This window comes from Microbacterium paludicola, from assembly GCF_015235415.1.
Classification (GTDB): domain Bacteria; phylum Actinomycetota; class Actinomycetes; order Actinomycetales; family Microbacteriaceae; genus Microbacterium; species Microbacterium paludicola.
The window spans coordinates 1-18,778 of sequence record NZ_JADGLL010000052.1 but is presented as its reverse complement, the minus strand read 5'-3'; the positions used below and the strand labels follow the sequence as shown (position 1 = coordinate 18,778).

The 18,778-nt window shown below is 70.0% G+C and carries 18 protein-coding genes; 15 read left to right on the top strand and 3 right to left on the bottom strand.

What is annotated here, in order from left to right; all coding sequences use genetic code 11:
• Positions 1–100: 100 nt before the first annotated feature.
• Positions 101–1,969: a pectate lyase family protein gene (locus IR155_RS14235; protein ID WP_135115462.1), complete on the top strand. Its 1,869-nt coding sequence runs from the start codon at positions 101–103 to the stop codon at positions 1,967–1,969.
• Positions 1,970–2,010: 41 nt separating this feature from the next.
• On the opposite strand, the gene IR155_RS14230 is transcribed toward IR155_RS14235, so the two are convergent.
• On the bottom strand, positions 2,011–2,487 hold the full coding sequence (locus IR155_RS14230; RefSeq protein WP_167760808.1) for an SRPBCC family protein: 477 nt from the start codon (positions 2,485–2,487) through the stop codon (positions 2,011–2,013).
• Positions 2,488–2,679: 192 nt separating this feature from the next.
• Here IR155_RS14230 and IR155_RS14225 point away from each other — a divergent pair, with 192 nt between their 5' ends.
• From IR155_RS14225 to IR155_RS14165, 13 genes are all read left to right on the top strand, one after another.
• Positions 2,680–3,192 (top strand): HNH endonuclease, encoded by a 513-nt coding sequence (locus IR155_RS14225; RefSeq protein ID WP_209306783.1) that lies wholly within the window; start codon positions 2,680–2,682, stop codon positions 3,190–3,192.
• Positions 3,193–3,259: 67 nt separating this feature from the next.
• A complete protein-coding gene (locus IR155_RS14220; protein WP_135115460.1) occupies positions 3,260–3,586 on the top strand; it encodes a nucleotide pyrophosphohydrolase in 327 nt (108 codons plus the stop codon).
• Positions 3,567–5,279 (top strand): DUF2075 domain-containing protein, encoded by a 1,713-nt coding sequence (locus tag IR155_RS14215; protein WP_135115459.1) that lies wholly within the window; start codon positions 3,567–3,569, stop codon positions 5,277–5,279. The genes IR155_RS14220 and IR155_RS14215 overlap by 20 nt, the downstream gene beginning before the upstream one ends.
• A gap of 113 nt (positions 5,280–5,392) precedes the next feature.
• On the top strand, positions 5,393–6,589 hold the full coding sequence (locus IR155_RS14210; RefSeq protein ID WP_135115458.1) for an extracellular solute-binding protein: 1,197 nt from the start codon (positions 5,393–5,395) through the stop codon (positions 6,587–6,589).
• Complete coding sequence (locus IR155_RS14205; protein ID WP_135115457.1) at positions 6,586–7,629, top strand: ABC transporter ATP-binding protein; 1,044 nt, start codon at positions 6,586–6,588, stop codon at positions 7,627–7,629. Before IR155_RS14210 ends, IR155_RS14205 begins: the two co-directional genes overlap by 4 nt.
• Positions 7,626–9,419 (top strand): ABC transporter permease, encoded by a 1,794-nt coding sequence (locus IR155_RS14200; RefSeq protein WP_322783528.1) that lies wholly within the window; start codon positions 7,626–7,628, stop codon positions 9,417–9,419. The genes IR155_RS14205 and IR155_RS14200 overlap by 4 nt, the downstream gene beginning before the upstream one ends.
• Positions 9,416–10,288, top strand: coding sequence for a glycerophosphodiester phosphodiesterase family protein (locus IR155_RS14195; protein ID WP_167760807.1), 873 nt, complete (start codon positions 9,416–9,418; stop codon positions 10,286–10,288). The genes IR155_RS14200 and IR155_RS14195 overlap by 4 nt, the downstream gene beginning before the upstream one ends.
• Before the next feature lie 59 nt (positions 10,289–10,347).
• Positions 10,348–11,346 carry a LacI family DNA-binding transcriptional regulator gene (locus IR155_RS14190; protein ID WP_135115455.1) on the top strand — a complete coding sequence of 333 codons (999 nt, stop codon included), beginning with the start codon at positions 10,348–10,350 and terminating at the stop codon, positions 11,344–11,346.
• On the top strand, positions 11,343–12,275 hold the full coding sequence (locus tag IR155_RS14185; RefSeq protein ID WP_135115454.1) for a phosphodiesterase: 933 nt from the start codon (positions 11,343–11,345) through the stop codon (positions 12,273–12,275). Before IR155_RS14190 ends, IR155_RS14185 begins: the two co-directional genes overlap by 4 nt.
• 127 nt (positions 12,276–12,402) lie before the next feature.
• Complete coding sequence (locus tag IR155_RS14180) at positions 12,403–12,567, top strand: hypothetical protein (RefSeq protein WP_167760806.1); 165 nt, start codon at positions 12,403–12,405, stop codon at positions 12,565–12,567.
• A gap of 78 nt (positions 12,568–12,645) precedes the next feature.
• Complete coding sequence (locus IR155_RS14175) at positions 12,646–13,152, top strand: hypothetical protein (protein WP_135115453.1); 507 nt, start codon at positions 12,646–12,648, stop codon at positions 13,150–13,152.
• 220 nt (positions 13,153–13,372) lie between these two features.
• Positions 13,373–13,930: an NADPH-dependent FMN reductase gene (locus IR155_RS14170; protein ID WP_135115452.1), complete on the top strand. Its 558-nt coding sequence runs from the start codon at positions 13,373–13,375 to the stop codon at positions 13,928–13,930.
• An 89-nt stretch (positions 13,931–14,019) separates the two neighbouring features.
• Complete coding sequence (locus tag IR155_RS14165) at positions 14,020–14,517, top strand: hypothetical protein (protein WP_135115451.1); 498 nt, start codon at positions 14,020–14,022, stop codon at positions 14,515–14,517.
• 66 nt (positions 14,518–14,583) lie between these two features.
• Here the strand turns inward: IR155_RS14165 and IR155_RS14160 are convergent, their stop codons facing one another.
• Positions 14,584–15,753 carry an RtcB family protein gene (locus tag IR155_RS14160; protein ID WP_135115450.1) on the bottom strand — a complete coding sequence of 390 codons (1,170 nt, stop codon included), beginning with the start codon at positions 15,751–15,753 and terminating at the stop codon, positions 14,584–14,586.
• 525 nt (positions 15,754–16,278) lie between these two features.
• Complete coding sequence (locus IR155_RS14155; protein ID WP_135115449.1) at positions 16,279–17,088, bottom strand: alpha/beta fold hydrolase; 810 nt, start codon at positions 17,086–17,088, stop codon at positions 16,279–16,281.
• A 169-nt stretch (positions 17,089–17,257) separates the two neighbouring features.
• On the opposite strand from IR155_RS14155, the gene IR155_RS14150 reads away from it, so the two are divergent.
• The gene (locus IR155_RS14150) at positions 17,258–18,634 is read left to right on the top strand and encodes an HNH endonuclease signature motif containing protein (RefSeq protein ID WP_135115448.1); all 1,377 of its coding nucleotides are present in this window, start codon (positions 17,258–17,260) and stop codon (positions 18,632–18,634) included.
• Positions 18,635–18,778 lie beyond the last annotated feature (144 nt).

Sequence of the window (18,778 nt, the reverse complement as noted above, 5' to 3'; positions counted from 1 at the left end):
ACCCACCCCTTGTCGCCGCCCCCTCCGAAATGCTTACATGCTCGTAAGTAAGTGCCGGATCGCGCGCTGCCGCGCGATGCCCTCAATGGAGAGGAACCGCATGTCCATCCCCCACGTCCGAACGCGACGATCCCGTGCGATCCGCGCTGCGGCGATCGCCGGTGCGCTCGTCGTCGGCGGCCTCGTCGCCACGCCCGCCACCGCCGCCACGGGCTCCATGCCCGACTTCGGCCCGAATGTCACGATCTTCGGTCCCGACACCCCGCTCGACCAGATCCAGTCCGAGCTCGACGCCCTTCACGCCCAGCAGGTCGACGCCGAGATGAGCGGCGAGCGGCGGGCGGTGTACTTCCTTCCCGGCGCGTACGGCTCGGCGAAGGATCCGCTGCAGGTGAAGGTCGGCTACTACACCGAGATCGCCGGCCTCGGCGCGAACCCCGACGACGTCGCTGTGCACGGCGCGGTCGAGGTCTACAACCGCTGCCTGGAGGGCGGCACGGGCAACTGCCTGGCGCTCGTGAACTTCTGGCGCACCCTGTCGAACCTGCGGATCGACATCGACAAGGCGGGGCAGGATGGCTGCCGCCAGAGCGCCGACTTCTGGGCCGTGTCGCAGGCGGTGAGCCTGCGGCGCCTGCACGTGCCGAGCGGCACGCTCTCGCTCATGGACTACTGCACCGCCGGCCCGCAGTACGCGAGCGGCGGGTTCATCGCCGACTCGAAGCTGCCCGCGGTCGTGAACGGCTCGCAGCAGCAGTGGCTGATCCGCAACAGCGAGGTCGGCAGCTGGTCGAACGCGGTGTGGAACCAGGTCTTCTCGGGCGTCGTCGGCGCTCCGGATGACGCGACCTTCCCGGACCCGCCGTACACGACGGTCGACCAGACGCCGCTGTCGCGCGAGAAGCCGTACCTCTTCGTCGACGACGAGGGCGACTACAACGTGCGCGTGCCGGATGCGCAGCGCGACTCGAGCGGCGTCAGCTGGGCCGACGGCGAGACGCCGGGTCGCACCATCCCGATCGACGACTTCTTCATCGCCAAGCCCGGCGACAGCGAGGCGACGATCAACGCGGCGCTCGCACGCGGCGAGCACCTCATCCTGACTCCGGGCGTCTACGACATCGACCGCACGATCAAGGTGAAGCGCCCGGGCACGGTGGTGCTCGGCATGGGTCACGCGACGCTCACCGCGACCGGCGGCGCGGTGCCGATGGAGGTCAAGGATGCCGCGGGCATCGTGATCGCGGGCGTCACGATCGACGCCGGCACCGAGCTGTCGCCCGTGCTGCTGCGCGTCGGCGACGCGAACGTCGGCAAGAAGCTGGATCCGGCCGATCCGATCACGCTCAGCGACGTCTACTTCCGGGTGGGCGGACCGCACATCGGCAAGACGACGACCGCGCTGGAGATCAACGCGGACCACGTGCTGATCGACCACACCTGGGTGTGGCGCGGCGACCACGGCATCGAGGGCTTCACCGAGGGCTTCAACGGCGACACGGATCGCTGGCGCACCAACACGGGCCACAATGGCGTGATCGTGAACGGCGACGACGTGACGGCGACGGGCCTGTTCGTGGAGCACTTCCAGCGCTACAACACGCTGTGGAACGGCGAGCGCGGCCGGGTGATCCTGTACCAGAACGAGCTGCCCTACGACCCTCCGACGCAGGCCGACTGGACCCAGCCCGACGGCACGCTCGGCTACCCGGGATACACGGTGGCGCCGGATGTCACGACGCACCGTCTCGACGGGGCAGGGGTGTACGTGTTCAACCAGAACAACCCGTCGATCGTCACCGAGAACGGCTTCGCGGTTCCCGAGACGGCCGGAGTGCAGCTGCACCACATCATGACGGTCAACCTGTCGGCAGGCACCGTCCAGCACGTGGTCAACGGCGTCGGCGGTCAGGCCGATCCGGCGACGAGCGGGACGCCGCAGTTCGTCGTGGATTACCCCGCGGAGTGAGACGGGATGGTGCCCCGTCCCGCTCGCCTGAGCGGGACGGGTCACTCCTCCGCGGCGTCCCCCTCGACAACGCGCTTCAGCGCCTCGAGCCCCTTCTCGAACTCGGGCCCCATGGCCTTCTCCATGGGCATCAGCGCGCGCGACACGAGTCCCACGAGGCCGGTGTGCTCGCCGTGCATCTCCCACGTCACGGTCGTCGCGGCGCCGCCCGAGGGAGTGACCGCGAACACGTGACGCGTCTTGTTCTTGAACGGGCGGAAGAACTCGGTGTCGACGTGCACCTGGCACGAGGTCACGTCGGTGATCGTCATCATCCCGGCGCCGGCCTTGGCGTTGCCGGACCACTCGTAGATCGCCCCGTCGCCCTCCGGTGCGCCGCGGTAGACGCGCTGCAGCTCGGGGTCCGATTCCTCGAACGGCGACCACTTCACCCACTCGGGGAAGCGCTCGATGTACGGGAACACCTGCTCGGGCTGCGCGTCGATCACCACGGAGCGGCTGACGGTGTACGAGGCCACGGATCCTCCAGGCTGAGCTTCGGCGGGCGCGGGCCAGGCTAACACCGGCAATGCCAGTTGTGGACAGGGATCGCCGCTAGCGTCGAGCGCGTGCCACGCTCATCTGCTTCGCGGTTCGCGATGCCCAAAGCCGTTCGAATTACCGGACGATCCTCGAGCATCACGAATTCTTTCGTGAACGGGATAATCCCCGTGATCCCGCCCACGCAGGAGCAGGTTGACGAAGCGCTCCGCATCCTGGGCATGGACGAGGCTGTCGTCTGCGCGTACTGCGGTGACACTGCCACCGAGTGGGATCATCTTCGTCCGTTGGTGGTGGGTCAGAAGTCCACCGGGTACATCTCCGAGATTCACAACCTCGTGCCTGCATGCGGCAAGTGCAACCAGAGCAAAGGCAACAAAGACTGGGAGACGTGGATGCGGGGGCCCGCTCGCCTCTCACCGTCTACTCGTGGCATTCCGGACCTCGAGGAGCGAATCGAACGGTTGGCGCGCTTCGAAGCATGGGAGATCCCGACCAAGGTCGACTTCGAGGCCATCGCCGGGGACGATCTGTGGAAGAAGCACTGGGACAACCATCGCGCCATTCTCGAACTGATGCGTGAGTCGGAGCAGACCGTGGATCTGATCCGGGAGCGCATCGCCGCAAGTCGCAGTTCGATTCAGCCGCCGCCTCTCACCGGTACGCCGACCGAGCCGGTATGAGATCCGGCTCCGAGGTGCTGCCCGAGCATCGCACGCTGAGGGCCGTGACTGTCGATACGGTGTGACCATGACGGACGACGCGGTACTCGGTGCGCTGCGCGCATTCGTCGCCGAGCGCGATTGGGCGAAGTTCCACACGCCGGAGAATCTCGCCAAAAGCGTCGCGATCGAGGCCGCCGAACTGCTCGAGTGCTTCCAATGGGGCGAGCCCGCCGATGCCGCGGAGGTGCGCGACGAGTTGGCGGACGTCCTCACCTATTGCCTGCTGCTGGCCGACCGCCTCGGTGTGGATGCGGACGAGATCGTGCTCGAGAAGCTCGAGAAGACGCGTGCGAAGTACCCGGCCGACAAGGCACGGGGAACGGCGGTGAAGTATGACCGGCTTCCGGATTGAGCGACTGCGGTTCAACGACCGCACTCCGGAGGCGATGAAGCTCGACGTCGAGCGAAGGCTGCAGAACTGGCCCGTCGTGTACGTGCTCGACGACGGCCGTGAGGTCTATGTCGGCGAGACGCTCAACGCGGCGAAGCGGATGGAGCAGCACCGGGCGCGCAAGCGGCAGATGACGCAATTGAAGGTCGTCCTCGACGACCGCTTCAACAAGTCGGCCTGCCTCGACCTGGAGTCGCACCTCATCCGGTGGTTCAGCGGCGACGAGAAGTTCCGCGTGATCAACGCGAACGCGGGCCTCGTCGACTACGAGTACTTCGATCGCGCCACGTACCGCGAGACCTTCGACGAGATCTTCGAGCAGCTGCGTGCCGATGGGATGTTCACGCGCGACGTACGCGCAATCGAGAACAGCGACCTGTTCAAACTGTCGCCGTTCAAGGCGCTGAACGACGCGCAGGCCGCCGCCGTGGAGAACATCCTCGATTCCCTGTTCGAGGATCTCGACAGCGGCAGCCGCAGCACGAGTGTGATCGAGGGCGGACCGGGCACGGGCAAGACGATCGTCGCGATCTATCTGCTGAAGCTGCTCGAAGACATCAGGTCCCTCGATCCGGCGGACCTCTATGAAGCGGACGAGCGCTTCTCGGAGTTCTTCGTCGGCGAGAAGCGGGCTCTGCTGGATGGGCGGCGGCTCGGCTTCGTCATCCCGCAGCAGTCGCTGCGGAAGTCGGTTCAACGGGTGTTCCGGCGCATCCCGGGGCTCAAGCGCGTCAAGGTGCTCACCCCGTTCGAGGCGGGCGAGAGCGCGGACCGCTTCGACGTGCTGATCGTCGACGAGGCGCACCGCCTCGCCCAGCGGGCAGCCCTGCCTGCCGCGGTGCTCAACATCCGGCGCAGGGAGATCACCGAGCGGCTGTTCGGGGAGGACCGGCTCGACATCACGCAGCTGGACTGGATCCGCGCGCAGAGCGACCACCAGATCTTCCTGCTCGACACCGACCAGAGCGTGCGGCCTGCGGATCTCCCGCGGGAGGTACAGGAGGCGCTCGTCGCCGAGGCGAAGGGCGCCGGCCGTCACCACGTCCTGTGGTCGCAGATGCGCGTCGCGGGCGGGAACGACTACGTCGCCTGGGTCAAGCGGGTGCTCGCCGGTGAGCCCGTCGCGCGACCGGACTTCGGCGAGTACGAGCTGCGCCTGTACGACGACCTCGGCGACATGTACGACGACATCCGGGACCGAGAGGCGCAGTTCGGGCTCGCTCGCCTCGTCGCCGGCTACGCCTGGCCGTGGCGCTCGAAGGCGGATCCGACGGCATTCGACATCGAGCTGGACGGACAGCAGCTGCGCTGGAACGGCACCTCGACGGACTGGATCAACTCGGCGAACTCCTTCGGCGAGGTCGGATCGATCCACACGGTTCAGGGGTATGACCTCAACTACGCGGGCGTGATCATCGGAAACGACCTCTGCTACGACGAGTCGCTGGGGCGCACGGTCTTCGATCGCTCGAATTACCACGACGCCGCGGGCAAGCGGAACAATCCCGTTCTCGGGCTCACATACAGCGACGAGGATCTCCTCGCGTACGTCCGCAACATCTACAGCGTCCTCATGACGCGCGGAATGCGCGGGACGTTCCTCTACGTCTGCGACCCGGCGTTGAGAGAGCGCCTACGTCCGCACTTCGCCTGAGCGCGCCGAGAGCGACGTTCTCGTCTCCGGGGGCCTTCGCGTTGGGGGAGCGCTCTCCCCACCTCCCGGCCCCGGGTTAACACCCGCCCAACCGCTGTTCACCCACTCGTCGCATGGAATCCAGCGCGACGTCACCCCCGCTCGTCAAGGTCGAGGGGTGGGGAGAGCGCTCCCCCCTCGAGATCGAGGGGACGCTCATCCCGCACCCCACCCCCACCAGAGCGAAGGATCACCGAGCCGTGCACAAGTACGCCCGAACCGCTGTCGCCGTGAGCGCCGCGGCCACCCTGACCCTCCTCGCCGGCTGCTCGGCGGGCGCCCCGACCGAGGCCGCCGCCGAGAGCAGCGAGCCGCTGATCGTCTACACCAACTCCAACGCCGACGGCCGCGCCGAGTGGCTGACCGCGCAGGCCGCCGAGGCGGGCTTCGAGATCCAGATCGTCGGCCAGGGCGGCGGCGACACCACCGAGAAGCTCATCGCCGAGGCGGGCAACCCCGTCGCCGACGTCGTGTTCGGCCTGAACAACATGTACTTCTCGCAGCTGATCGCCGCCGACACGATCGAGCCCTACACCCCGTCGTGGTCGGGCGAGGTCGACGCCGCGCTCGGCGACCCGTCGGGCGAGGGCTACTACTGGCCCCTCGTGCAGCAGGGAATCGTGCTCGCCTACAACACCGCGGCCTACCCGACGCCCGAGGACGCCCCGCAGGACTGGACCGACCTGTGGACCGACCCGGCCTTCCAGGGCCGCTACGAGAGCGTCCCCGACCTCGGCGGCGCCACCTCGCAGCTTGTGTTCGCCGGCATCCTCACCCGCTACCTCGATGAGTCGGGCGACCTCGGCGTCTCCGACGAGGGCTGGGAGCAGGTCGCCGCCTACTTCGAGCACGGCAACCCCGCCGTTCCCGACACCGACCTGTACGCCCGCATGGCCGAGGGCGAGGTCGACATGGGCCAGATGTGGACCTCGGGCCTTCCCTCGCGCGAGGAGGAGTACGGCATCGACAGCGAGGTCGTCCGCCCCGAGGTCGGCGTCCCCTACGCCGTCGAGCAGGTCGCGATCGTCAAGGGCACCGACCAGACCGAGCAGGCGCAGGAGTTCATCGACTGGTTCGGCAGCGCCGAGACGCAGGCCGCGTGGTCGGCCGAGTTCGACTCGATGCCGGTCAACGAGGGCGCGATCGCCGAGGCCGACCCCGAGATCGTCGAGTTCCACGAGAACCTTCCCCGCCAGGAGATCGACTGGGACGTCGTCGCCGAGAACCTGCCCGCCTGGGTCGAGAAGATCGAGCTCGAGTACATCCCGTGATCCGATTCGAGAACGTCGAGGTCACCTACGGCGACTTCACCGCGATCCCGGATCTCGACCTCGAGGTGGCCGAGGGGGAGTTCTTCACCCTCCTCGGCCCCTCGGGGTGCGGCAAGACCACCGCGCTGCGCGCCCTCGCCGGGTTCGTCGAGCCGACGCGGGGCGAGATCTACGTGCAGGATCGCGCCGTCACCCGCCTCCCCAGCGACAAGCGCCAGGTGGGGATGGTGTTCCAGAACTACGCTCTATTCCCCTCGATGGACGTCGCCGAGAACATCGCCTTCGGCCTGCGCGTGAACCGCGTTCCGCGCCGCCGCCGCGACGAGCTCGTCGCCGAGGTCGCCCGCCGCGTCGAGCTCAGCGACGAGCAGCTCACCCGCACGCTCGATCAGCTGTCCGGCGGCCAGCAGCAGCGCGTCGCCATCGCGCGCGCTCTCGTGATGCAGCCGAAGATCCTGCTGCTCGACGAGCCCCTCTCGAACCTCGACGCCAAGCTGCGCCAGCAGCTGCGCGGCGAGCTGAAGGCGCTGCAGGCCGAGTTCGGCATCACCACCCTCTACGTCACGCACGACCAGGACGAGGCGCTGTCGATGTCCGACCGGATCGCCGTCTTCAACGCCGGCAGGATCGAGCAGGTCGGCACCCCGCAGGAGATCTACGAGAACTCGGCGACCGAGTTCGTCTGCACGTTCGTCGGCGCCGCGTCCAAGCTCACCCCCGCGCTCGTCGAGCGGCTCGGCCTGCCGTCCGCCGCATCGTCGTACCTCCGCGTCGAGCGGCCGCGCATCCTGCGGCCCGGCGCATCCGCCGGGGGAGTGACAGTGCCCGGCGAGGTGGCCGGCACCCGCTACCACGGCACGCACACGAGCTGCACGGTGCTCGCCGACGGCGCCCGCGTGCAGGTGCTCGTGCGGCCCGACGAAGGCCCGGCGCCCGTCGCCGGATCGCGCGTCGACCTCGCGATCGACCCGGCACACGTTCTGCAGTACGACGAGACCGGACGCCGCGTGGCCGCGCGCGTCGCCGAGGCGGTCGCGTGAGCCGCGCCGCCTCCGCGCGGCGGATGCTGCGCTCGCCGTTCACCGTCATCACGCTGCTGGTGTCGGGATGGGCGATCGTCGCGTTCCTCGTGTGGCCCAACGCCAACCTGCTGATCGAGACGTTCTTCCCCGACGGCGCGTTCTCGGGAAGCGCGATCGAGCGGCTGCTGAGCTCGGAGCGCGCCCTGCGCTCGCTCGGCAACAGCGTGCTCCTCGCCTTCGCCCTCGCGATCAGCACCAACGTCGTCGGCGTGTTCATCGTGCTCGTCACGCGCTACTTCCGGATCGCCGGATCGCGGATCCTGTGGCTCGGCTACGCGACAACGCTGATCTACGGCGGCATCGTGCTCGCCGCCGGCTACCGCTTCGTCTACGGCGACGACGGCATCATCACCTCCCTGCTCGTCGGCTGGTTCCCTGACATGGACCCGCAGTGGTTCCAGGGCTTCCCCGCCGTGCTCATGGTGATGACCCTCGCCACGACGACCAACCACCTGCTGTTCCTGTCGCCCGCGATCGCGAAGCTCGACTTCCAGATGATCGAGGCCGCGCGCAACCTGGGCGCCGGCGACGGCACCATCCTGTGGCGCATCGTGCTGCCGGCGCTGCGGCCAATGCTGTTCGCCGTCACGATCCTGTCGTTCCTCACGGGCCTCGGCGCCCTGTCGGCGCCGCAGGTGCTCGGCGGGCGAGACTTCCAGACCATCGCCCCGATGATCCTGAGCTTCGCCACCTCGGCCACGTCGCGCGACATCGCCGCGCTGCTCGCGGTGATCCTGGGTCTCGTCACGATCGCGATGCTGGCGATCCTGACCCGCATCGAGCGCGGCGGCACCTACTTCTCGCTGTCGAAGATCTCCACGCCGCTGCAGCGCCAGCGCATCCGCAACCCGTTTGTGAACGTGGCCGTGCACGCCGTGGCGTACGTGCTGTTCGCGGTGTACCTGCTTCCGGTGCTGCTGATCGTGCTGTACTCGTTCGCCGACTCGGCCGCGATCCAGACCGGCACCCTCGCGCTGGATCGCCTGTCGCTGGACAACTACGTGCGCGTGCTGAGCCAGGGATCAGCGCTCCGCCCGTTCCTCGTCTCCGTCGTCTACAGCGCGCTCGCCGCGGCCATCGCGGTGCTCGCCATGCTCGTGCTCACCCGCATCATCGTGCGGCACCGCAACGCGATCACCACGGCGCTCGAGTACCTGCTTCACATCCCGTGGATCCTTCCCGCCGCCATGATCGCGCTGGGCCTGATCATGAGCTACGACCATCCGAACCCGCTGGTCGGCGGCGCGGTGCTCACCGGCACCGCGGTGATCCTGCTGATCGCTTTCGTGATCGCGAAGATCCCGTTCACGCTGCGGCTGATGAAGGCCGCGTACCTCGGGGTCAACACCGCGCTCGAGGAGGCCGCCGCGCTGCTCGGCGCCGGCACGTTCACGATCTACCGGCGCATCATCGTGCCCGTCGTGCTGCCGACCGCCGCGGCCGTGTTCGCGCTGAACTTCAACTCGCTGCTCGACGACTACGACACCGCCGTGTTCCTCGCTCACCCCCTGTACCAGCCGCTCGGGCTCGTGATCCAGGCCGCGGCCGCCGGATCGGTCGACATCGACGCGCGCGCGAACACCTTCGTCTACACCGTGCTGCTCATGATCATCACGGGCGTGACGATGTGGCTCGTCTACGGGCGGGCGACGCGGAAGGATCGGCGGCGCCGGGTCCGCCGGGCGGGACCGAGCTCGCAGGCCCCGACGCCGGTCGAGGCGGGCGTGACGTCGGAGGTCGTCCGGTGAGCCGGGTGCTGGGCCGCCCCGAGCACGCGCACGTCAACCGGCGGTTCGCCGCGCGACTCGACGAGGTCGGCGCGCTCATCGTCGTGCACCGCGGCGTCGCCGCGGGATCCGTCGCCGAGAACACGATCGAGGCGGTGCGGGCCGCGCTGCGCTCGGGCGGCGACATCGTCGAGCTCGACGCCGTCGCCTCGAGCGACGGGGTGTTCTTCGCCTTCCACGACGGGATGGAGCCCGTCCTGCTCGGCGTGCCACACAACCTCGCGACCCTGCCTGCCGAGCGGATCCGGGATCTCCGTCACCTGCGGATCGCCGGATCCGCCCGCTCCGGCCGGGTGCCCGAGCTCGGCGACGTGCTCGCGGCGCTGCCACACGACGCGCTGATCAACCTCGACCGGTCGTGGCCGTGGTGGCGCACGCTGCTTCCCTGGCTCGACGAGCAGGGCGTGACCGACCGGGTGCTGCTCAAGTGCTGGGCGGCCGACGAGGCGAGCCTCGCCCTGCTGCGCGCGCATCCGGAGCCGTACCCGTTCATGCCGATCTGCCGCACCCTCGCGGAGGCCGAGCGGATCCTCGGCGACAAGGCGCTGAACACCATCGGGCTCGAGCTGATCGCCACCGAGCCCGACGGGCCGTTCCTCGACGCCGACGTGATCGCGAGGCTGCGCGACCGCGGCGTGTTCACGATGGTCAACGCGGAGGTGCTGACCTCCGGCCCGCCGCTGTTCGCGGGCCTGGACGACGAGCGCTCGCTGTTCGACGATCCGGACGACGGATGGGGCGCCATCCTTGATCTCGGGATCGACGCGATCCAGACCGACTGGCCGTGGCTGCTGCACGCCTATCAAGCACGAAGGGCGGTGCGGGTGTGAGCGACGAGGCTGGAGCGCGTCCGAACGGGGAGCCCGCCGCGCCCCCGCGGGGACCGACCATGGAGGACGTCGCCGCGGCGGCCGGGGTCTCGCGCTCGTCGGTGTCGCGCGTGTTCCTCGGCCAGGGGAAGGTGTCGGATGCGACCCGCGCCCGCGTCTTCGCGATCGCGGAGCAGCTCGGGTACGTGCCGAACATCATGGCGTCCGAGCTCGCCTCGCGCGGGTCGTCCGTCGTCGGCCTGCTGCTGCGGGACGCCGCCAACCCCGCGTACGGCCTGCTGTTCACAAAGCTGCAGGAGGCCGCACACGAGGCCGGCATCACGCTCATCTCGATGACGATCAGCAGCGACCTGCGCGGAAGCCGGCAGATCGACAGCCTGAACCGCCTCATGGGGATGCGGGTCGCGGGCCTGATCGTCGCCACCGGCGGCGTGACGAGCGCGCAGCTCGAGCCGTTCCGCGACCGCATCCCGATCATCCGGGCCGGCCGTCCGGAGGAGAGCGGACGGATCCACGCCGTCTCGTACGACGAGCGGATCTCGGCACGCGCGCTCGCCGCGCACGTCGCCGACCAGGGGCACCGCTCGGTCGCGGTGATCGTGACGCAGGAGCACGCGTCGTACCCCGAGTACATCCGCGCGACGGGAATGGCCGCCGAGCTCGCCGCGCGGGGCGTGCGCATCGTGCCCGTTCCCGCCGTGGAGTTCACCGACGGCGCCGACGAGGCCGTCGACCTCGTGCGTCGCCGCGAGGTCACGGCAGTGATGTGCCCGTCCGACCTGCGCGCGCTTCACCTGCTTCGCCGGCTCGACGCCGCCGGGCTGTCCGCCCCGGGCGACGTCTCGGTCAGCGGATGCGACGGCATCCTGCCCGGCATCGACCTGCTGGGCCTCACGAGCTACCGCATCGGCGTCGAGCGCCTCGCCGAGCGGACCATCGCCAATATCGCCGCGCTCATCGGCGACGAGCCGCCGCAGCGGATCGTCCGGGAACTCATCGCCGGGCGCCTGCTGTCCGGCGCCACCGTCGCGCCACCTCTTGAACAGGAGCCTCGATGACCCTCCGGATCGCGGAGCATCCGCTGCCCGACCACTTCCTCGTGCACATCTCGGACACTCACTTCGTGATGCCCGGCGAGCGGCTGGGCGGCGTCGCCGACGCGAGCGCCCACCTGAGGGAGCTGCTCGCCACCGTCGCCGACACCGGCATTCGTCCCGAGGCGCTCGTGTTCACCGGCGACCTCGCCGACGCGGGCGAGGCCGAGGCATACGCCGAGCTGCGCTCCGTCGTCGAGGAGGCGGCCGCGCGGATGGGCGCCCGGATCATCTGGGTCATGGGAAACCACGACGACCGCGCCACGATGCGGCGCACGCTGCTCGACGCCGAGCCCACGACCGAGCCCTACGACCGCGTCGAGTGGCTCGGCGGGCTGCGGATCGTTGTGCTCGACTCGACAGTGCCGGGACACGCGCACGGCGAGCTGGAGCCGTCGCAGCTCGAGTGGCTGCGGGGAGTGCTCGCCGAGCCGGCACCCGAGGGGACGCTGCTGGCGCTTCACCACCCGCCGATCCCGTGCCTGCAGGACCTCGCCGTCACGGTCGAGCTTCACGACCAGCCCGCCCTCGCCGAGGTGCTGCGCGGCAGCGACGTGCGCGCGATCCTGGGCGGCCATTTCCACTACAACACGACGGCGACCTTCGAGGGCGTCCCCGTCTCGGTCGCCTCTTCGACCTGCTACACCCAGGACCTGCTGACGCCGGGTCGCGGGACGCGCGGGCGCGACGCGGCGCAGACGGTGAACTTCGTTCACGTGTACGAGCGCACCGTGATGCACTCCGTCGTCCCGGCCGCCGGCGCGGCGACCGTCGGCCGCTTCGTCGACGCCGCGGGGACGGTCGAGCGGCTGCGGCAGGAAGGGATCGTCATCCCCGCGTCGGCCAACGCCGGTGCGCCCGAGTGGGCGCGCACGTCGGTGCCGGCGGACTGACGCCGGGGCCGGTCGCGCGGACTGACGTCGGGGCCGGGCGCAGCGTTCATCCGGTCGTCTCCCGTCGTTCAGCGGGGCGGAGGATCCTGGATCCGTCGGCTCCGTGAGAGGAACGAGCATGACTGGCGTGGCGGAACCTCAGGACGAAGCCCGGAAGATCCCGAGCGAGCGCACGCGCCGCACGGATCGCGACAAGATCGCCATCGGCCGGCAGCCGCAGCGCGAGGGCGGCGTCTGCCCCACCTGCTTCAGCGTGCTGTCGCTGACCGGGGTGTGCTCGTACTGCGGCTGAGGCCGGCTCGCCCGACGTGGGAGGGCGTCGGTGGGACAGGGCGGTGTGCGCCCAGGCGGGAGGTGGGAGGATTGGAGAATGACCACTGTGACGCCCGAGCGATCCGTCGACCACGCCAAGGAGGGTCGGGCTGTCACCTTCGCCTCGATCGAGGAGGCGTTCGTCCGCTACGGGACGCCCGTCGGCAACCTTGAGCTGCTGCGGCGCATCGCCGCCGACGCGGGGCCCTCGGCCTTCGTCGGCTTCCGCACGTACTTCAAGATCGAGCGCGTCGCCGGCGGTCCCGCCCTCGAGGTGCACGACGGCTACACCACGGGCTTCCGGTCCGAGGCGGATGCGCAGCGCCTCGCGGGAGACCGTCCGCGCTGGCCCAGCCGCCGGTTCCGCGGCGCGTGGGGAATCACCCACTACGAGACGCGGGAGCGTCCGCTCGCCGACCGCGCCAAGCGTCCCTCGGCGCCGCGCAGCAGCTCGACGCCCCGCGCCACCTCGCACCGCAGCACCGCGAGCGAGCCCCGCGAGGGCAAGGTCTGCATGTCGTGCTTCCAGGTGATGCCGCTGACGGGGGTCTGCCCGAACTGCTGAGCGCGCTGGAGCGGCGCGGATGCGGGGCGCAGGCTTCGGCTCGCTGGCTTCGGCTCGCTGGCGCTCGCTCAGCCCGTTTCGACTCCGCTTCGCTCCGCTCAACGACCCGTTGCGGTCGGCGACCGGGGGCGGTCGGCGACCGCGGCGGATCGTGTCAACCCGGGTGTGATCCATCCGGGGTCTTGCGAGGATCGGTGCTCCGACGACTGAAGGAGCAGAGATGACCGACCTCCGCATCGCCGTGATCCTCGGCAGCACGCGGCCCGGGCGCAACGGCAAGGCCGTCGCCGACTGGGTGATGGAGCAGGCCCAGGGTCGCCCCGCGACGTACGAGCTGATCGACCTCGCCGACCATCCGCTGCCCCTGCTGGATGAGCCCATCCCGCCGTCCCAGGGCCAGTACAAGAACGAGCACACGAAGAAGTGGGCCGCCACGATCGCGCCGTTCGACGGCTACGTGTTCGTGACCCCCGAGTACAACCACTCGACATCCGGCGCCCTGAAGAACGCCATCGACTTCGCCTACGCCGAGTGGAACGACAAGGCCGCGGCCTACGTCGGCTACGGATCCCTCGGCGGCGCCCGCGCCGTCGAACACCTGCGCGCCATCGCGGCCGAGCTGCAGATCGCGGATGTGCGGCAGCAGCTGAACTTCATCCTCGCGACGGACTTCAAGGACTTCACCGAGTTCACGCCCGGCGACCACCACGCCCCGCTCGCGCAGGACATGTTCGCGCAGCTCGAGCGGTGGGCCGGAGCGCTCAAGACGCTGCGCTGAGTCGTCCCCAGGCCCCTGGATCGCCTGGGTTGTTCCGCGGGAACGCCGGGGGAGCAGGATGCCGCGCCGCGCGCTCGTAGCGTCGGGACATGACCACAGATGAGACCTTCGTGACCCTCGGGCACTGGGCCGTGCGGACCATCGAACCGGACGCCTCGCTGCGCGAGCGTGAGCTGTTCGTCGGCGGCGCGCCGGACCTCGACCACTGGATCGTGGGTCTCGACGAAGGCGGGCGTCTCGCCCGGCTCGGCTGCTTCATGAGCGAGGCGACCGCCGAGAAGGCCGCCGAGCGGATCCGGCTGATCGCGAACGCGGATGTCCCCGGCCGCGGCACCGGGGAGGGCGCCTTCGTCGAGCCGGCCGGGCACACGAGCGTGCTGTGGTGCGTGCTCGACGAGGACGGCGCCCGACCGGGAACGCTGCTGTGCGTCGGACCCTCACCGGACGGCAGCGAGTACGGCATGCTCGGCATCGACCATCCCGAGCAGCAGTTCTTCGGATGGTTCGATTCGCAGGAGTACGCGGAGCAGTTCATCCGGTTCATGGATGATCTGCTCCAGTTCACCGAAGATCGGGTGATCCACTGATGTGTGGCACGCGCACGGCGCCGCGAAGGTCCGCACCCCGGGTGGGATGCGGACCTCCGCCGCCGGTCAGTCGCCCTTCACGTTGACGAGCTGACGCAGCGTGTGCCGGATGGTCACGAGGTCGGCCGCGTCCTCCATGACCCGGTCGATCGGCTTGTAGGCCGCCGGGATCTCATCGAGGAACGCGTCGGTGTCGCGGTACTCGATCCCCGCCATCGCCTCGCGCAGCTGCTCGTGGGTGAACAGCTTCCGCGCGGCAGACCGCGAGTGCTCGCGGCCGGCGCCGTGCGGCGACGAGTTGAGCGACAGCGGGTTGCCGAGCCCCTCGACCACGTACGACGCGGTTCCCATCGAGCCCGGGATGAGACCCGGCCGGCCGAGGTCGGCCTGGATCGCTCCCTTCCGCGACACCCACACCTCCTTGCCGAAATGCTTCTCCTTCTCGGTGAAGTTGTGGTGGCAGTTGATCCGCTCGTGCTCGATCACCTGCTCGCCGACGAACTCGCCGAGCTGGCGCGCGACGCGATCCATCATCTCCTCGCGGTTCAGCAGGGCGAAGTGCTGCGCCCACCGCAGCTCCCGGATGTACCGGGCGAACTCGGGCGTGCCCTCGGTGAGGTAGGCGAGGTCGGGGTGCGGCAGGTCGATCCACCACTGCTTCGCCGCGCGCTGCGCGACGCCGATGTGGTGCGTGGCGATCTTGTTGCCGACCCCGCGCGATCCGGAGTGGAGGAACATCCAGATCCGGTCCTCCTCGTCGACGGAGACCTCGATGAAGTGGTTCCCGGATCCGAGCGACCCCAGCTGCAGACGCCAGTGACCCGCGTACTTCGCCGGGTCGAACTCGGCGCGCTCGGCGAGCTGCTCGAGCTCGGCGACCCGCGGCTCGGCGGTGGCGACCACCTTGCGGTTGTCGCGCCCGGCCGACAGCGGGATTGCGCGCTCGATCGCCTCGCGCAGCGGCGCGAGGTCGCGCCCGGCGAGGTGCTCGCGGGTGAACTGGGTGCGCACGGCGATCATGCCGCAGCCGATGTCGACCCCGACGGCCGCGGGCATGATCGCGCCGAGCGTCGGGATCACCGACCCGACCGTCGCGCCCTTGCCCAGGTGGGCATCGGGCATGAGGGCCAGGTGGGGGTGGATGAACGGCATCTGCGACGAGACGCGCGCCTGCTCGAGCGTGAGCTCGTCCAGAAGCGACGCCCACGACAGCAGGTGCTTCGAGAGCCTCTCCATGATTCCTTTCCTTGTGTGTGGAGGGCGGCGGGTTCGGTGATCCGGGATGCCCTCCCGCGCGTACGCAGAAAGAAACGCCCCGGACCTTTCGGTGCGGGGCGTGAAGTCAGCTGAGGCTGGCTAGACGACCTGCGCCGGAGGGCACGACTCGTCGCGGTTCTGGGGGGTGTCCAGAACCGGCTTGAGCTGCTGATTCGCGCTCACGAGCGTCCTCTCGGCCTGCCTTTTCGTCCCGTGCCGGTCGGCACGGACTTGCCACCGTATCGGCGACACGCCCGGGATGTCAACGGCGCCGGGGTGGGGGTCGTCGGGGCGTGCTCGGTTGTCGGGCTGGGCGCTCGGTTGTCGGGCCGGGCACTCGGTTGTCGGGCCTGGCGCTCGGTTGTCGGATCGGCGGGGCTGGTGATGCGTATGGGACGCGCGTCGCAACATCCGCACCATGGATCCTGCGACTGGGCGGGCGGTCCTGCGACTGGGTGCGCGTCCTGCGCGGCTCCGGTGGCACGCGATGCCGCGGGGCATCCATCACGCCGACAGGAGGCCCCAGTCGTCGAGGACCTCGATGAGGACGCTCGACACCGCCTCGGGCGCGTCCCACGTCACCATGTGGCCGGCGTCGGGGATGACGTGCTCGACGACCCGCTCGGCGGCTGCCCACCGCGCCATCGCCGTGGCGATGTTGCCGGTGCGATCCCGCGCGCCGCGGATGAGCGCGAGCGGCACAGGGGAACGGAAGCCGGGATCGGGCGAGACGAACGTCGTCGTGGCCTTCCAGACGTCGAGGAACCGGCGCTTGGGCATGCGCGCGAAGACGGCCTCCGTGCGGGCGACCGCATCCGGCGACTCGGCCGAGGCCCGTGCCATCAGGCCGGGGAGGGTGCGCGCCGAGATCAGCGACAGCACGGGCGCGGCCACGCGCAGCGCGAAGCGCTCCGGCCCCGAGAGCGAGCCTGTGTTCCAGGCGGAGTCGAGCACGATCACTCCGGCCACGCGCCCCGGGTGTCTGCGCGCGAAGGCCTGCGCGAGATTGCCCCCGAGCGAGTGCCCGACGAGCACCGGCGACTCGACGCCGCAGGTGTGCAGCAGCGCGTCGAGATCCTCCAAGGCGTCGGCGGCGGTGAACCGTGCGCGGTCCGCGAGGGTCGACTGCCCGTGCCCGCGCAGATCCCAGAGGATCACTCGGACCCCGCGCCGCGCGAGCGATGCCGCCTGCGCGTCGAAGATCGAGTGGTCGACGCCTGCGCCGTGCGTCAGCACGACCACGGGCTCGCCGGCGCCGCGATCAGCGAATGCGATGTCGGCGGTCGGGCGGGCGAGGCGGCGATCGAGGCTCATCAGTCTTCGAATGTAGAGGAGATGACAGCGCGCCGATGAAGCCGACGCCGCGGCCGGTCTCTCGTCCACAGGTTGCCGTTCACGCGAGTTATCCACCGATTGCGGCGTTTTGGCGTGTGACCAGGGGATAGAGGGTCGGAATGTCGGTGGTCGGCGAGATGCTTGGGTCATGAACTTCCTGAGCGAATTCCGGCGATGCGTCGACGCGGTGGCGTCGGCCGCGCCGTCGGACGTCGCCGAGATCCTCGGGCTCTCCGACGACGAGGTCGTCGAGGTGATGCAGGGGGCCGCGGCGCTTTCGCGGGTGGGGGAGCGTGTGGGCGCGATGGCGGCCGGTGTCGCCGCCACCCGCTCGCGGCAGGCTGACGGGCACGGGGGTCTCGCGCAGTCGCGCGGGCACCGCAACACCGTCGCTCTCGTGCAGGAGCTGTCCGGCGGGTCGCGGGGAGAGGCGGCGCGGCAGGTGCGACTGGGGCAGTCGCTGATGGAGGGTGCCGATCCGCTGGATCCCGCCACCGAGGAGGCCGAGCCCACCGCCCCGCCCTGGCATGCGCCGCTGGGTGACGCGCTGTCGCGCGGCGGTCTGTCCGCGGCGCAGATGGATGCGATCCTGCGCGGGTTGGGGACACCGCCGGAGGGCGGTGAGGAGGTCTGGCGGATCGCGGCCGAGCAGCTGCTGCTCGAAGCGTCGCACCGCACGGTCGAGGATCTGCGGCTTGCCGCCCAGGGGGTGCGGGACGAGCTCGATCCGGAGGGGGCCGAGCAGCGGTTCCTGGCGCGGTTCGAGCGGCGGATGTTCCGGATGTGGACCGACGAGGACGGTGTCCACCACGCCAAGATGGTGTTCGACGACGAGGGCGCCGCCGCCGTGCGGTCGGTGATCGACGCCGCCATGCGGCCCCGCCGCGGCGGGCCCCGGTTCGTCGATTCCGCGGAGCGCGAGCGGGCCAAGAGGCTGGTCGATGACCCGCGCACCAACGAGCAGCTCGCCTACGACGTGATGATGGACGTGCTCCGAGCCGGGGCGGTCGCGGACGCCGAGAAGGTGTTCGGCACCCGGCAGCCCGGGGTGCGGGTGGTGGTCGTGAAGGACGCACCCGTCGGGCACACGGAGGACGGCGGGCACCCGCTGCCGGCGCCCGCGGTCGAGCAGGCGATCTGCGCGACCGGCTTCCGCGAGGTCACCGTCGACCCCGCGGGGAACCCGCTGGACGTCGGCCGCGAGCAGCGGCTGTTCACCGCGAAGCAGCGCATCGCCCTCGCCGTCCGCGACGGCGGCTGCGTCTGGCCGGGCTGCTCGATACCGGCCTCCTACTGCGAGGCGCACCACATCGACGAGTGGAACGCGCACGGCGGCAGGACCGACATCGGCCGCGGAGTGCTGCTGTGCCGGTTCCACCACATGAACCTGCATCACCGCAGGCACCGGATCACGCGCGAGGGATCAGGGCCTTTCGTGCTGCACCCGCCAGACGGGCCGCCCGTCGAGCTGCGGCCGAAGTCACCGCGCCGCTGGATGTGGAGCCCACCACCCCGGGCGGCGTGAGGGGCGGCGTCCCGTTCGTCGCTGAGCGGGCGACGCGAGTCGAAACGGAGCAACCCGGTCGTGGGTCGAGGGGCAAAGGCGAGGGGGCGGCCTTTCTCCCTCGGCGGTTGAGCGAGCGAAGGGGGGCGGGCGGCTCTTCTCCCT